The organism is Pantoea allii (genome assembly GCF_046529425.1).
GTDB lineage: Bacteria > Pseudomonadota > Gammaproteobacteria > Enterobacterales > Enterobacteriaceae > Pantoea > Pantoea allii.
In genome coordinates this window covers 4,397,990-4,412,365 of sequence record NZ_CP125958.1, presented here as the reverse complement: position 1 = coordinate 4,412,365, position 14,376 = coordinate 4,397,990, and the positions used below count along the sequence as shown (strand labels likewise).

The window sequence follows — 14,376 nt, the reverse complement described above, 5'->3', positions numbered from 1 at the left end:
GGTTATGGGGCGTTCAATTTCGGTTGGACGCCCCTGAGTCTCACTCCGACGGGAGCAAATCCGTGAAAGACTTACTTAAGTTTCTGAAAGCGCAAACTAAAACCGAAGAGTTTGATGCGATCAAAATTGCGCTGGCATCGCCAGACATGATCCGTTCCTGGTCTTTCGGTGAAGTGAAAAAGCCGGAAACCATTAACTATCGTACCTTCAAGCCAGAGCGCGATGGTCTGTTCTGTGCCCGTATCTTTGGGCCGGTAAAAGATTACGAATGCCTGTGCGGTAAGTACAAGCGTCTGAAACACCGTGGTGTGATCTGCGAGAAGTGCGGCGTTGAAGTGACCCAGACTAAAGTGCGTCGTGAGCGCATGGGCCACATTGAGCTGGCTTCACCTACCGCACACATCTGGTTCCTGAAGTCACTGCCTTCGCGTATCGGCCTGCTGCTGGATATGCCACTGCGTGACATCGAACGCGTGCTGTATTTTGAATCTTATGTCGTTATCGAAGGTGGCATGACCAACCTTGAGAAGCGTCAGATTCTGACTGAAGAGCAGTACCTGGATGCGCTGGAAGAATTCGGTGACGAATTTGACGCGAAGATGGGTGCAGAAGCGATTCAGGCACTGCTGAAAAATATGGATCTGGAGCAAGAGTGCGAACAGCTGCGCGAAGAGCTGAACGAAACGAACTCCGAGACCAAACGCAAAAAGCTGACCAAGCGTATTAAGCTGCTGGAAGCGTTCGTTCAGTCTGGTAACAAGCCAGAGTGGATGATCCTGACCGTGCTGCCAGTCCTGCCACCGGATCTGCGTCCGCTGGTACCGCTGGACGGCGGCCGCTTTGCGACATCAGATCTGAACGATCTGTATCGCCGCGTGATCAACCGTAACAACCGTCTGAAACGCCTGCTGGATCTGGCCGCGCCAGATATCATCGTGCGCAACGAAAAACGTATGCTGCAGGAAGCGGTAGATGCCCTGCTGGATAACGGTCGTCGCGGTCGTGCGATCACGGGTTCTAACAAGCGTCCTCTGAAATCTTTGGCTGACATGATCAAAGGTAAGCAGGGTCGTTTCCGTCAGAACCTGCTCGGTAAGCGTGTTGACTACTCTGGTCGTTCTGTTATCACCGTAGGTCCTTACCTGCGTCTGCATCAGTGCGGTCTGCCGAAGAAAATGGCACTGGAGCTGTTCAAACCGTTCATCTACGGCAAGTTGGAACTGCGTGGCCTGGCCACCACCATCAAAGCCGCTAAGAAGATGGTTGAGCGTGAAGAAGCTGTCGTTTGGGATATCCTGGACGAAGTGATCCGCGAACACCCGGTACTGCTGAACCGTGCACCAACCCTGCACCGTTTGGGTATCCAGGCATTTGAGCCCGTCCTGATCGAAGGTAAAGCTATCCAGCTGCACCCGCTGGTTTGTGCGGCTTATAACGCCGACTTCGATGGTGACCAGATGGCTGTTCACGTACCGCTGACGCTGGAAGCCCAGCTGGAAGCGCGTGCGCTGATGATGTCTACCAACAACATCCTGTCACCTGCGAACGGCGAGCCAATCATCGTTCCTTCACAGGACGTTGTACTGGGTCTGTATTACATGACCCGCGACTGTGTTAACGCCAAAGGCGAAGGCATGGTGCTGACCGGTCCGAAAGAAGCTGAACGCGTTTACCGCGCTGGCCTCGCTTCGCTGCACGCTCGCGTTAAAGTGCGTATCACTGAGCACGAGAAAAACGAGCAGGATGAGTGGGTTTCTAAAACCAGCATCATCGACACAACTATTGGTCGCGCCATCCTGTGGATGATCGTGCCAAAAGGTCTGCCTTTCTCCATCGTCAACCAGGCGCTGGGCAAGAAAGCGATCTCCAAGATGCTGAACACCTGTTACCGCATCCTGGGACTGAAACCAACGGTTATCTTTGCTGACCAGACCATGTACACCGGCTTTGCCTATGCGGCACGTTCAGGTGCGTCTGTGGGTATCGACGACATGGTTATCCCAGAGAAGAAAGTGGAAATCATCACCGAAGCGGAAGCAGAAGTGGCTGAAATCCAGGAACAGTTCCAGTCTGGTCTGGTGACCGCGGGTGAACGCTATAACAAAGTGATCGATATCTGGGCTGCGGCCAACGAACGCGTTGCTAAAGCGATGATGGAAAACCTCTCTACCGAACTCGTGATCAACCGCGATGGCGTGGAAGAGCGTCAGGTTTCCTTCAACAGTATCTTTATGATGGCCGACTCCGGTGCGCGTGGTTCTGCTGCACAGATTCGTCAGCTGGCCGGTATGCGTGGTCTGATGGCTAAGCCAGATGGCTCAATCATCGAGACGCCAATTACCGCGAACTTCCGCGAAGGTCTGAACGTACTCCAGTACTTCATCTCGACGCACGGTGCACGTAAAGGTCTGGCGGATACCGCACTCAAAACGGCTAACTCCGGTTATCTGACGCGTCGTCTGGTTGACGTTGCGCAGGATCTGGTTGTCACCGAAGACGACTGTGGTACGCACGAAGGCATCATGATGACGCCAGTCATCGAAGGTGGCGACGTGAAAGAGCCACTGCGTGAGCGTGTTCTGGGTCGTGTGACAGCAGAAGACGTCCTGAAGCCGGGTACTGCTGACATTCTGGTTCCACGTAACACGCTGCTTGATGAGCACTGGTGTGACGTGTTGGAACTGAACTCAGTAGACAGCGTGAAGGTACGTTCGGTTGTAGGTTGTGAAACCGATTTTGGTGTGTGTGCTCATTGCTATGGTCGCGACCTGGCACGTGGTCACATCATCAACAAAGGTGAAGCAATCGGTGTTATCGCGGCACAGTCTATCGGTGAGCCGGGTACACAGCTGACGATGCGTACGTTCCACATCGGTGGTGCGGCATCACGTGCGGCTGCTGAATCCAGCATTCAGGTGAAGAACAAAGGTACGATCAAGCTGACCAATGCCAAGTCGGTAACCAACTCGGCAGGTAAGCTGGTTATCACCTCGCGTAACGTTGAACTGAAAATGATCGACGAATTTGGCCGTACGAAAGAGAGCTATAAAGTTCCTTACGGTGCTGCCATGGCGAAAGGTGATGGTGAGCAGGTTGCAGCGGGCGAAACCGTTGCAAACTGGGACCCGCATACCATGCCGGTTATCACTGAAGTGGGCGGTTTCATTCGCTTCACGGATATGATCGACGGTCAGACCATTACCCGTCAGACTGACGACCTTACCGGTCTGTCATCGCTGGTGGTGCTGGATTCTGCCGAGCGTACCGCGGGTGGTAAAGACCTGCGTCCAGCCCTGAAAATCGTTGATGCTAACGGCAACGATGTCCTGATCCCTGGTACCGATATGCCAGCTCAGTACTTCCTGCCAGGTAAAGCGATTGTACAGTTAGAAGATGGCGTGAAGATTAGCTCGGGTGATACCCTGGCGCGTGTTCCGCAGGAATCTGGCGGTACCAAGGATATTACCGGTGGTCTGCCACGCGTTGCTGACCTGTTCGAAGCGCGTCGTCCGAAAGAGCCAGCTATTCTGGCGGAGATCAGCGGCATCATCTCCTTCGGTAAAGAGACGAAAGGCAAGCGTCGTCTGGTCATTACTCCGCTGGATGGTAGCGATCCGTACGAAGAGATGATTCCGAAATGGCGTCAGCTGAACGTGTTCGAAGGTGAACGTGTTGAGCGCGGTGACGTAGTTTCCGATGGCCCAGAGTCACCACATGACATCCTGCGCTTGCGTGGCGTGCATGCGGTTACCCGTTACATCACTAACGAAGTGCAGGAAGTTTACCGTCTGCAAGGCGTTAAGATTAACGATAAGCACATCGAAGTTATCGTTCGTCAGATGCTGCGTAAAGCGACCATCATGAGCGCGGGCAGTACCGAGTTCCTGGAAGGTGAGCAGGCTGAATTCTCTCGTATCAAGATCTCTAACCGTGAACTTGAAGCGAACGGAAAAGTTGGCGCAACCTTCATGCGTGATCTGCTGGGTATTACCAAAGCGTCACTGGCAACCGAATCGTTCATCTCTGCTGCATCGTTCCAGGAAACCACGCGTGTCCTGACCGAAGCGGCAGTGGCAGGCAAGCGCGACGAACTGCGCGGTCTGAAAGAGAACGTTATCGTGGGACGTCTGATCCCAGCCGGTACGGGTTATGCTTACCATCAGGATCGTATGCGCCGCAAAGCGGCAGGCGAAGTACCGGTAGCACCGCAGGTTACTGCGGATGAAGCCTCTGCAAGCCTGGCTGAATTGCTGAACGCTGGTCTGGGCGGTAAAAACGACGAGTAATCGTCAAACCCCCGATAAAAAACCCTGCTCAGGCAGGGTTTTTTTTATCTTAAATATCATCAGCGGATATCGTTTCGGTCTAGCCCAATGTCTTTTAATTGACAGTCACTGAGCCGGGATAAAATAGCCCGGGTTTCACGCTGACATTGCCAGCGTCTGATGCTGCCCCAGACGAGGCGTAAGAAACGAAACGGTCTTATCGTAAATGGCCTGGCCGCGCGGTTTTCTTCATATCCCATGATCCTGCCCTCAGTTGTTTATCTGAGAAACATTTTCACGCAGAGCGTATTTTCAATACAGATGCACGATAAGCAAATATTTAACATACAGATTGCGCTGCAGGCGAACTGAATGGTAGAAATAATCCCTATCTGTACTGCTTTACGGGGCGGTCAATTTTCACAGGGCATACAATGACGCGATATCAACATTTGGCCATGCTGCTGGAAAAGCGCATTGAGCAGGGGCTGTATCGGAGCGGCGAACGTTTACCTTCAGTGCGGAGTCTGAGTGCTGAGCACGGCGTCAGTATCAGCACGGTGCAGCAGGCGTATTATTTGCTGGAGCAGAAACAGTTAATCGTTCCACAGTCGCGTTCAGGCTACTTTGTTGCGCCCCATAAGGCGATGCCGCCCATCCCGGCACTGACCCGACCGGTGCAACGACCCGTAGAAATAACCCAGTGGGATGCGGTATTTGAACTCCTAAACAGCCGGCTGGAAGACGATATATTGCAGTTGGGCAGCGGCATGCCGGATTTAACACAATCCACCCTGAAACCCCTCTGGAAAGCCTTTAGCCGACAGGCTCAGAAGCAGGAAAGTCACCTGCTGAATTACGATAATCTGTATGGTGTAGCCTGCCTACGGGAGCAGATCGCCCGACTGATGATTGACAGCGGTTGCCAGCTTACCCTTGAAGACATTGTAATAACAACCGGCTGCCATGAAGCACTGTCCGTGTCCGTTCGTGCTGTCTGCCAGCCGGGCGATATCATCGCCGTGGAATCTCCATCCTTTCACGGCATTATGCAGACGCTGCGTGGTTTTGGCATTCGCGCCATTGAGATCCCCACGGATTCGGTGACGGGCATCAGTCTTGAGGCGCTGGAGCTGGCGTTTGATCAGTGGCCAATTAAAGCTGTCGTAGTGGTGCCAAACTGTAATAACCCGCTTGGCTTTATTATGCCCGAGAAGCGCAAGCGCGCCTTGCTGGCCTTAGCGCAACGTTTTGACGCCGCGATTATTGAAGACGATGTGTATGGTGAACTGGCCTGGGAGTACCCGCGACCGTCATCCATTAAATCTTTGGATGAAGATGGGCGCGTGTTGCTGTGCAGTTCATTTTCCAAAACGCTGGCACCGGGTTTACGCGTCGGTTGGGTTGCGCCGGGACGCTACCGCGATCGGGTACTGCATATGAAATATATCGGCACCGGCTCCACCGCGACCCAGCCGCAGCATGCGGTAGCAGAGTTTATTCGTCAGGGGCACTACCAGACCCATTTACGGCGGATGCGTCAGGTTTATCAGCACAACTACGAAACCTTTATTTGCTGGGTCAGGCACTATTTTCCTTGTGGGATCTGCGTTACGCGGCCTCAGGGCGGTTTTCTGATGTGGATTGAACTGCCAGAAGCCTTTGATGCGGTGCAGCTTAATAACACGCTGCGCCAGTCGGGTATTCAGATTGCCGTCGGCTCGCTGTTTTCCGCCTCGGGCAAATATCGTAACTGCCTGCGTCTGAATTACGCGCTGCCCGCCAGTGATAACATCGAACGGGCACTGGCGATAACCGGCAAGGCCGTGGAGCAGGCAATCATAGCCTGCACCCATGATAAATTGATGGAGTCAGTCCCTTATCTCTCTGAACCTGAAGTTGAGAAGCAGGGCCAGAAAGAGGAGGAGGCTGGCCCTGGTCCGGCAATCCCTGCTGGACGCCTGTGACTTTAAAGGGCATTAAAAAACCGCGCCAGCAGCAAGATGAATTGCCGTGCGCGGCTTTCCAGTTTTTATCTACCGATTGCACTGACTACGCGTATTTTTGCGCGATAACGCCAGTTAATGCGCGGTTTCAGGCTCGGCAAGCTGCAGCAGAATACGCGTGGCTTCCTGCCAGTCTTCTGCCTGGGTAATCGCGCTCACCACCGCAATGCTGCCGACGCCGGTGGCTAAGACCTCAGGTGCACGGGCAATGCTGATGCCACCGATCGCGACAGTAGAGATGCCCGCCAGCCGACCCAAATGGCGTTTAAGTTCAGCCAGCCCTTGCGGAGAAGAAGGCATCGCTTTCGTCTGCGTGGGGAAGATGTGCCCCAGTGCAATGTAAGAAGGGCGCAGCGCCAGCGCCCGATCCAGCTCCGCATCGTCATGGGTTGACAGCCCCAGTCGCAAGCCAGCATGCAAAATCTGCTGAAGATTCGCGACGTCTAAATCCTCCTGGCCCAGATGAACGCCATAAGCCTGATGTTTAATCGCCAACTGCCAGTAATCATTGATAAACAGACGTGCCTGATAGCGCTTACCTGCGGCGATAGCCCGAATAATAAAGGGTTCAACCACCTCATCGGGCTGATCCTTGATCCGAAGCTGAAGGGTTCGCACACCGGCGTCTAACAGACGTTCAATCCATTCAACGCTGTCGACAACCGGATACAGCCCTAAGCGTGGTGCGGTGGCGGGAAAGGCGTCCATTTATTCCTCCTTAAGGGCGGTTGCGGGATGATAGATCTCACCGCCGCGCTCACGGAAATTATCTGACATCTTTGCCATCCCCACTTCAATCGCCTGGGCTTCCGCTTCCTGCTTCGCGGCATAGTCGCGTACTTCCTGGGTAATTTTCATTGAGCAAAATTTGGGGCCACACATGGAACAGAAGTGCGCAACCTTGCCTGATTCCTGCGGCAGGGTTTCGTCGTGATAAGCGCGTGCCGTATGGGGGTCCAGCGCAAGATTAAACTGATCTTCCCAGCGAAACTCAAAACGCGCTTTCGACATGGCGTTGTCGCGGATCTGCGCCCCCGGATGGCCTTTTGCCAGATCGGCGGCGTGCGCGGCGATCTTGTAGGTAATCAAACCCTGTTTCACATCGTCTTTATTCGGCAGACCCAGGTGCTCTTTCGGCGTGACATAGCAGAGCATGGCGCAACCGAACCAGCCAATCATTGCCGCACCAATGCCAGAGGTAAAATGATCGTAACCCGGAGCAATATCGGTGGTCAGTGGACCCAGGGTGTAAAACGGCGCTTCATGGCAGTGTTCCAGCTGTTCAGTCATGTTGCGACGGATCATTTGCATGGGAATATGACCGGGGCCTTCAATCATGACCTGTACATCGTATTCCCAGGCGATTTTTGTCAGCTCACCTAAGGTGTGCAGTTCTGCAAACTGCGCGTCGTCATTAGCATCCTGAATTGATCCCGGACGCAGTCCGTCCCCCAGCGACAGCGAAATATCATAAGCAGCACAAATTTCACAGATGTCGCGGAAGTGCTCATAGAGAAAGCTCTCTTTGTGATGCGACAGGCACCACTTCGCCATAATGGACCCACCACGAGAGACGATGCCGGTCAGGCGTTTCGCGGTCATGGGGACATAGCGCAACAGCACGCCAGCATGGATAGTAAAATAATCCACGCCCTGTTCAGCCTGTTCCAGCAAGGTATCGCGGAAGATGTCCCAGTTCAGGTCTTCTGCTACACCGTTAACTTTCTCAAGCGCCTGATAGATCGGGACTGTACCGATCGGCACCGGGCTGTTACGCAAAATCCATTCGCGGGTTTCATGGATGTAGCGCCCTGTAGAGAGATCCATAACGGTATCCGCGCCCCAACGGGTTGACCACACCAGTTTTTCCACCTCTTCCTCAATGGAGGAGGTCACGGCGGAGTTGCCAATATTCGCATTTACCTTCACCAGAAAGTTACGCCCAATGATCATGGGTTCGGATTCAGGATGATTGATATTCGCCGGGATGATGGCGCGTCCGGCTGCCACTTCCTGACGCACAAACTCAGGTGTAATATTTTCCGGCAAATGCGCGCCAAAGCTGTGCCCCGGATGCTGTTGTAACAGCACCTCACCGCGGATGCGTTCCCGGCCCATATTTTCCCGCAGCGCGATAAATTCCATCTCCGGCGTGATAATGCCCTGGCGTGCATAGTGCAACTGGGTCACGCAGCGTCCGACTTTAGCGCGACGCGGCGTTGGCAGGTGTTCAAAACGGAGATGATCCAGCCCGTCATCGGCCAGCCGCTGCTGCGTGTAGGCTGAGCTGATTTGCATCAGATTCTCGCTGTCATTACGTTCTTCAATCCAGCGCGCGCGCAGTTTATCCAGCCCGCGATGAACATCGATGTGTGCAGCCGGATCGCCATAGGCGCCCGCCGTATCATAAATCGGTACGGGCTCATTCTCCTCATAAACAGGCGCGTCTTTACTGCCGCTGATCAGGGTAGGGCTGAGTTGAATTTCCCGCATCGGGACACGAATATCGTCGCGACTGCCGGTGAGCCAGATACGTTTTGAGTTGGGGAAGGCGCTGCCGCCCTGAAGAGAATCAATAAATTCCTGTGCCTGAGCACGTTGTTCGCGACGGGTCGTTTTAGCAGTAGACATAGCAATATTCCAGTAAGTGGGAAGGTTGCTTGTCCGGAGTTCGGAAGGAGTAACGGCACTGCTGGCACCATCCGGTGGCGTACCGTATAAATTTACTCTTGTTCCCTTCGCAGGTTCTAACCTGATCAGGTTCCGCGGATCCCGAATTAACGGTCTCAGCCCAGAGGGCACTCCGACAAGATGTGGTTTTAACGCTTTACGCGACGACGCCTGCGCTGCCTTACCTGTAAAGAACCGATAACGAGAGCAGGACGTGTAGGTAACGTTTCAACCGTAAAACACCGACTACATTAGGCATTACGTTTAAAGCCCACTCAGCATAAGGGGGCTTTTTACTAATCACAAGTCTTTTACAATCGATGAGGTTTTAGGCAGGGCGGGCAATTTCGCTGTCGTTAGCCACGGGCGGGGTAAGGTGGTTATCCCATGCCATCTGAATTAACTTGTCCTCAAGGGTAAAGCGTCCTTCAAGGGCTTCACCCACCTCTGAGAGGGCATTCTGAAAGGTGACATAGTTATCGTCATCAATCGCCTGCTGAAGATGCCCGTCATACAATTGCATCAGTTTTTCGGTGTTGGCTTCCAGCGAGGGATAAATCTGCGTGGCGGCCAGCAACGGGCTGGTGCCGTCCATTTCACCGATCAGGCGTTGGTAAAGACTAAAGTGGCCTGATGACAGGTAATCGACCAGATTATGGCAAAAGTTATCAAGCGCCTGTTCATCCAGACGAGTCAGTGCCTCTTTCTTTGGCTTAATACCGACCAAATGATAATAAGAAACCAATAGCTGGCGGCGAGCGGCCAGCCATGAATCTACCAGTTCATTACTGCCACCTACGCGTTTGGTCAGAACGTCTAACTGGTTGAGCATAGTTAACTCCGTATGAGTTATGCACCTTCATATTTCAGATTAGCGATGCGTCAATTGCGCTTGTTCTCCACGAGCCAGTCGGGGATAAATAAGCGTGCTGTCGTCTTGCAACCAGAATTATTTGGGTATAGTTGTTCATCTACACACTTAACATCGGGACTTCAGCGTGCGGGTTGACGCTAAGGATGACGAAATAAATGCAATGCGAAATTTCAAGCGTAGACGCTGGATGGTGGATTGTCAGCAGTGAACAGAAAATTTGGTTACCGCAAGGGGATCTCCCCCACGGTAATGCGCAACAGTTTGGCCTGACAGGCCATCAGGGACGCGTTATCGGCGAATGGCAGAGTGAGAAAGTCTGGCTGGTTTGCGAAGCACGTTCAGAGGATATGCTGTCGCTGCGGCAGTTGCTTAACGAAGATCCGGCGCTATTTCAGCTGGCGGGGCGCGGTGTACAACTGGCCGAGTTTTATCGCTCTCATCGCTGGTGTGGCTACTGTGGTCATGAGATGCACCCCAGCAAGCGTGAGTTTGCCTGTCTGTGCAGTCACTGTCGTGAACGTTACTATCCACAAATTGCGCCCTGCATTATCGTTGCGATTCGCCGGGGGGACGAGATCCTGCTGGCTAATCATGCGCGCCATCGTAATAACATTTACACTGTGCTGGCCGGGTTTGTTGAGGTCGGTGAAACCATTGAACAGGCTGTCGCGCGTGAGGTGATGGAAGAAAGCAATGTGCGTGTCAGGAATGTTCGCTATGTTACATCGCAACCCTGGCCCTTTCCGCAATCCCTGATGATGGCCTTTATGGCGGAATATGATGGCGGTGAGTTACAGCATGACGGTAAAGAGCTGCTGGATGCCGGATGGTTCCGCTTTGATGCGCTGCCGTTACTTCCTCCGCCCGGTACCGTTGCCCGCCGATTAATTGAAGATACCGTGGCCCTCTGCCGCGCTGAGGCGTGAGAGTGCTACACTACTCGCTTGATACCGAGAGAGTCCTGACATGAGTGAACTGAAGAACGACCGTTATTTGCGCGCCCTGTTACGCCAGCCTGTAGATGTCACCCCAGTATGGATGATGCGGCAAGCCGGGCGTTATTTGCCGGAATATAAAGCGACGCGCGCCCAGGCGGGTGATTTTATGTCGCTATGCAAGAATGCCGAACTGGCCTGCGAAGTCACCCTCCAACCCCTGCGTCGCTTCAAGCTGGATGCGGCAATCCTCTTCAGTGATATTCTCACCATTCCTGATGCCATGGGGTTAGGGCTGTACTTCGAAACGGGTGAAGGCCCGTGTTTCTCTAATCCAGTAACGTGCCGTGCCGATGTCGATCGCCTGCCCGTGCCCGATCCTGAACAGGAACTGGGTTACGTGATGAACGCGGTGCGCACCATCCGTAAAAACCTCAATGGCGAGGTGCCTTTAATTGGCTTCTCAGGTAGCCCGTGGACACTGGCGACCTACATGGTTGAAGGGGGAAGTAGCAAAGCCTTCACCAAAATTAAAAAAATGATGTACGCCGAGCCGTCCACGCTGCACGCCATGCTGGATAAGCTGGCTGACAGCGTCATTCTCTATCTCAATGCCCAGATTCGCGCCGGTGCGCAGTCGGTGATGGTATTTGACACCTGGGGCGGCGTGTTAACCGGGAACGACTATCGTGAGTTCTCGCTTTACTACATGCATAAAATTGTCGACAGCGTGCTACATGAAAACGAAGGTCGTCGCGTGCCGATCACCTTGTTTACCAAAAATGGCGGGCAGTGGCTGGAAGCGATTGCCGAGACGGGCTGTGACGCACTTGGTCTTGACTGGACGATCGATATCAGCGAGGCCCGTCGTCGCGTTGGCCACAAAGTCGCTTTGCAGGGCAACATGGACCCATCCATGCTCTACGCACCGCCCGCGCGAATTGAGCAGGAAGTCGCTACGATCCTGGACGGGTTCGGCAAGGGCGAAGGCCACGTCTTCAATCTTGGGCACGGCATCCATCAGGATGTGCCGCCAGAGCACGCAGGTGTATTTGTTGAGGCGGTGCACCGGCTCTCTCGCCCGTATCATCAGGAGTCTTAATGGATATCGCTGCACTCCGCGCGGAGCAATTACAGCGTGCCGCAGAGGTCGTGCGGCAGGATGATTTTGACGTACTGCCGCCACGCTTTATCGGTGGCGCAGACGTCGGTTTTGAGCAGGAAGGTGCAGTCACGCGTGCTGCGCTGGTCATTCTTGAATACCCGTCCCTGAAGCTGGTGGAGCATCGCATCGCGCGCATTGACACCACCATGCCTTACATTCCCGGTTTCCTTTCTTTCCGTGAGTATCCGGCTCTGTTGGCGGCATGGAACATGCTGGAGCAGAAGCCCGACCTGTTATTTGTCGATGGTCATGGTATTTCACATCCGCGCCGGCTCGGTGTGGCTTCGCATTTTGGGTTGATGGTCGATGTCCCCACTATCGGCGTCGCGAAAAAACGTCTGTGCGGGCGCTTTGAGCCGTTGGATGAAACCCCCGGCAGTCGCCAGCCGTTAGTGGACAAAGGTGAGCAAATTGGCTGGGTATGGCGCAGCAAGGCGCGCTGTAATCCGCTGTTTGTGGCCACCGGGCACCGCGTCAGTCTGGACAGCGCCCTGCAGTGGGTCGAAAAGTGTACACAGGGATACCGTTTACCGGAACCTACCCGCTGGGCGGATGCTGTGGCATCCCAACGCCCCGCATTTCTGCGCTGGCAAAGCGCGCTTTAACACTGTTTGTATGGCGCTTTTGCGTTACACTGCCGCCAGCGAAATGAATAAGAGCTCTGTGTATGTTACAAAACCCTGTGCATCTGCGTCTGACCAAGCTGGAAAGCTGGCAACATCTGACGTTTATGGCTTGCCTGTGCGAGCGCATGTATCCCAACTACGTGGCTTTTTGCCAGCAAACCGAGTTTGCCGATCCTGCCCTTTACCGCCGTATCCTGGACCTGATTTGGGAAACGCTGACGGTAAAAGACGCAAAGATCAATTTTGACAGCCAACTGGAAAAGCTTGAAGCAGCGATTCCCGATGGTGATGCGTTTGAGGTATACGGTGTGTATCCGGCAATTGATGCCTGCGTTGCATTGAGTGAAGTCCTGCACTCGCAGTTAAGCGGTGAAACGCTTGAGCATGCGATTGAAGTCAGTAAGACTTCGATCACCACCGTTGCCATTCTGGAAATGACTCACGAAGGTCGCGAAATGACCGATGAAGAGCTGCGAGAAAATCCGGCTGTCATCGACGAATGGGACCTGCAATGGGAGATTTTTCGCCTGCTCGCGGATTGTGAAGAGCGAGACCTTGAATTGATAAAAGGTCTGCGATCCGACCTGCGTGAGGCGGGAATTAGTAACATCGGTATAAAAATTCAGCAATAAGGCGAGAAAACGTGACTTCAGGCCTTAATTAGCGCGCCTGGAGGCTTCACATCAGCCCCCTGTCTGGTCTACATTTGGGGGGCTGAAAATTGTGGCTATCGGTGCGTGCAGGCTGAAGAGTGCCCGAAGCTGGCTTTTCCCTCGCACTCGTTGCTTAGCAAGCGATAAATACACTTTAAGGATAACTTATGAACAAGACTCAACTGATTGATGTGATCGCAGAAAAAGCTGACCTGTCTAAAACCCAGGCTAAGGCAGCGCTGGAATCTACTCTGGCTGCAATCACCGAGTCTCTGAAAGAGGGTGATGCTGTACAACTGGTTGGTTTTGGTACTTTTAAAGTGAACCACCGCGCTGAGCGTACCGGTCGTAACCCACAGACTGGCAAAGAAATCAAAATCGCTGCGGCAAACGTACCTGCATTCGTGTCTGGTAAAGCTCTGAAAGACGCCGTTAAGTAAGACGTCGCATTGCGGTAACGTTTTAAACAGGGGCGATTTCGCCCCTTTTGTTTAAGGGCCAGCCACCATGACTACGCTGTTCCAGCGATTATCTGCCCTGTTCCTTTCCTCACTGATTATCGGGTGCAGCTCAACCCCCGACATCCCGGCTTTCTCGGCCAGCGGTTACCTTGCCGATCGCGGCAGTGTACGTATCTGGCGCAAAAATACCGATCATCATTCGGTACATATTCGTACGCTGTACAATCCGTTCAACAGTGAAAAAAGTGAAATTACTGATTATCGCTGGCTTGGGGATGACTTAATCAGCGTAGAGCGTCAGGTCAAAGGCGATAAGCCAGACGACGTCACCTTACGCTTTGATCAAAATGGCAGCCTTAATTTCATGCAGCGCCAGCTCGCGACGCGCCGTGAGGCAGTCAGTCCAGATGCAGTGGAGCTTTACAAGTTCGATGCACAACGTATGCGCGAAGTCAGCGATGCGCTGTTAAGTGGTCGTGTGTTCTTGAAACAGGGGCACTGGTCAGGCGGAAGGGCTGTGGAAACCTGTGAGGGCCAGCAGGTGACGCCTGCTTTTGACAGTTATGCCCTGCAGACGCTAACACATTACCGCAGCAATAAGACGGGACCGTTGATGATTTCGTGGCTGGAAGCCCCTGAAGGCGTGCAGCTACTGCGTGTCAGTCAAAAAGATGAGTGTGCAGATGCGCCTGAAGAGGCAGACTTCTGAGACAGTAAAAAG

12 protein-coding genes and 1 riboswitch are annotated in these 14,376 nt (G+C 53.5%); of the genes, 8 read left to right on the top strand and 4 right to left on the bottom strand.

Annotated features, from left to right (window positions below):
- Nucleotides 1–62 precede the first annotated feature (62 nt).
- Nucleotides 63–4,286, top strand: coding sequence for a DNA-directed RNA polymerase subunit beta' (rpoC, locus tag QNH99_RS20630; protein WP_063877942.1), 4,224 nt, complete (start codon nt 63–65; stop codon nt 4,284–4,286).
- 59 nt (nt 4,287–4,345) lie between these two features.
- Here rpoC and QNH99_RS20625 read toward each other — a convergent pair whose 3' ends face one another.
- On the bottom strand, nt 4,346–4,525 hold the full coding sequence (locus QNH99_RS20625) for a DUF1127 domain-containing protein (RefSeq protein ID WP_096011318.1): 180 nt from the start codon (nt 4,523–4,525) through the stop codon (nt 4,346–4,348).
- Between the two features lie 174 nt (nt 4,526–4,699).
- On the opposite strand from QNH99_RS20625, the gene QNH99_RS20620 reads away from it, so the two are divergent.
- Nucleotides 4,700–6,232, top strand: a complete 1,533-nt coding sequence (locus tag QNH99_RS20620; protein ID WP_410517145.1) for a PLP-dependent aminotransferase family protein — start codon at nt 4,700–4,702, stop codon at nt 6,230–6,232.
- 114 nt (nt 6,233–6,346) lie between these two features.
- On the opposite strand, the gene thiE is transcribed toward QNH99_RS20620, so the two are convergent.
- From thiE to QNH99_RS20605, 3 genes are all read right to left on the bottom strand, one after another.
- Nucleotides 6,347–6,979, bottom strand: a complete 633-nt coding sequence (gene thiE / locus QNH99_RS20615) for a thiamine phosphate synthase (protein ID WP_145395241.1) — start codon at nt 6,977–6,979, stop codon at nt 6,347–6,349.
- Nucleotides 6,980–8,902: a phosphomethylpyrimidine synthase ThiC gene (gene thiC / locus QNH99_RS20610; protein ID WP_410517144.1), complete on the bottom strand. Its 1,923-nt coding sequence runs from the start codon at nt 8,900–8,902 to the stop codon at nt 6,980–6,982.
- Nucleotides 8,903–8,987: 85 nt separating this feature from the next.
- A riboswitch (TPP riboswitch) is annotated at nt 8,988–9,087 on the bottom strand.
- Between the two features lie 182 nt (nt 9,088–9,269).
- Nucleotides 9,270–9,773, bottom strand: coding sequence for an Rsd/AlgQ family anti-sigma factor (locus QNH99_RS20605; protein ID WP_063877947.1), 504 nt, complete (start codon nt 9,771–9,773; stop codon nt 9,270–9,272).
- A 197-nt stretch (nt 9,774–9,970) separates the two neighbouring features.
- On the opposite strand from QNH99_RS20605, the gene nudC reads away from it, so the two are divergent.
- The 6 genes from nudC to QNH99_RS20575 all read left to right on the top strand — a co-directional run bounded on the left by nudC (nt 9,971) and on the right by QNH99_RS20575 (nt 14,364).
- Entirely contained in the window at nt 9,971–10,741 is a 771-nt protein-coding gene (gene nudC, locus QNH99_RS20600) for an NAD(+) diphosphatase (protein WP_063877948.1), read from the top strand.
- A gap of 40 nt (nt 10,742–10,781) precedes the next feature.
- A complete protein-coding gene (gene hemE, locus QNH99_RS20595; RefSeq protein WP_256853780.1) occupies nt 10,782–11,852 on the top strand; it encodes a uroporphyrinogen decarboxylase in 1,071 nt (356 codons plus the stop codon).
- Entirely contained in the window at nt 11,852–12,520 is a 669-nt protein-coding gene (nfi, locus tag QNH99_RS20590) for a deoxyribonuclease V (protein WP_096011313.1), read from the top strand. Before hemE ends, nfi begins: the two co-directional genes overlap by 1 nt.
- A gap of 62 nt (nt 12,521–12,582) precedes the next feature.
- Entirely contained in the window at nt 12,583–13,173 is a 591-nt protein-coding gene (locus tag QNH99_RS20585; RefSeq protein ID WP_063877951.1) for a YjaG family protein, read from the top strand.
- Nucleotides 13,174–13,361: 188 nt separating this feature from the next.
- A complete protein-coding gene (gene hupA, locus QNH99_RS20580) occupies nt 13,362–13,634 on the top strand; it encodes a nucleoid-associated protein HU-alpha (RefSeq protein WP_006121511.1) in 273 nt (90 codons plus the stop codon).
- A 67-nt stretch (nt 13,635–13,701) separates the two neighbouring features.
- Nucleotides 13,702–14,364: a DUF1481 domain-containing protein gene (locus tag QNH99_RS20575; RefSeq protein ID WP_063877952.1), complete on the top strand. Its 663-nt coding sequence runs from the start codon at nt 13,702–13,704 to the stop codon at nt 14,362–14,364.
- Nucleotides 14,365–14,376: the final 12 nt, after the last annotated feature.

What these genes read in the sequence shown, in the direction of transcription:
- QNH99_RS20625 (WP_096011318.1), bottom strand. Translation starts at nt 4,525, where the DNA reads ATGGGATATGAAGAAAACCGCGCGGCCAGGCCATTTACGATAAGACCG.
- QNH99_RS20620 (WP_410517145.1), top strand. Translation starts at nt 4,700, where the DNA reads ATGACGCGATATCAACATTTGGCCATGCTGCTGGAAAAGCGCATTGAG.
- thiE (WP_145395241.1), bottom strand. Translation starts at nt 6,979, where the DNA reads ATGGACGCCTTTCCCGCCACCGCACCACGCTTAGGGCTGTATCCGGTT.
- thiC (WP_410517144.1), bottom strand. Translation starts at nt 8,902, where the DNA reads ATGTCTACTGCTAAAACGACCCGTCGCGAACAACGTGCTCAGGCACAG.
- QNH99_RS20605 (WP_063877947.1), bottom strand. Translation starts at nt 9,773, where the DNA reads ATGCTCAACCAGTTAGACGTTCTGACCAAACGCGTAGGTGGCAGTAAT.
- nudC (WP_063877948.1), top strand. Translation starts at nt 9,971, where the DNA reads ATGCAATGCGAAATTTCAAGCGTAGACGCTGGATGGTGGATTGTCAGC.
- hemE (WP_256853780.1), top strand. Translation starts at nt 10,782, where the DNA reads ATGAGTGAACTGAAGAACGACCGTTATTTGCGCGCCCTGTTACGCCAG.
- nfi (WP_096011313.1), top strand. Translation starts at nt 11,852, where the DNA reads ATGGATATCGCTGCACTCCGCGCGGAGCAATTACAGCGTGCCGCAGAG.
- QNH99_RS20585 (WP_063877951.1), top strand. Translation starts at nt 12,583, where the DNA reads ATGTTACAAAACCCTGTGCATCTGCGTCTGACCAAGCTGGAAAGCTGG.
- hupA (WP_006121511.1), top strand. Translation starts at nt 13,362, where the DNA reads ATGAACAAGACTCAACTGATTGATGTGATCGCAGAAAAAGCTGACCTG.
- QNH99_RS20575 (WP_063877952.1), top strand. Translation starts at nt 13,702, where the DNA reads ATGACTACGCTGTTCCAGCGATTATCTGCCCTGTTCCTTTCCTCACTG.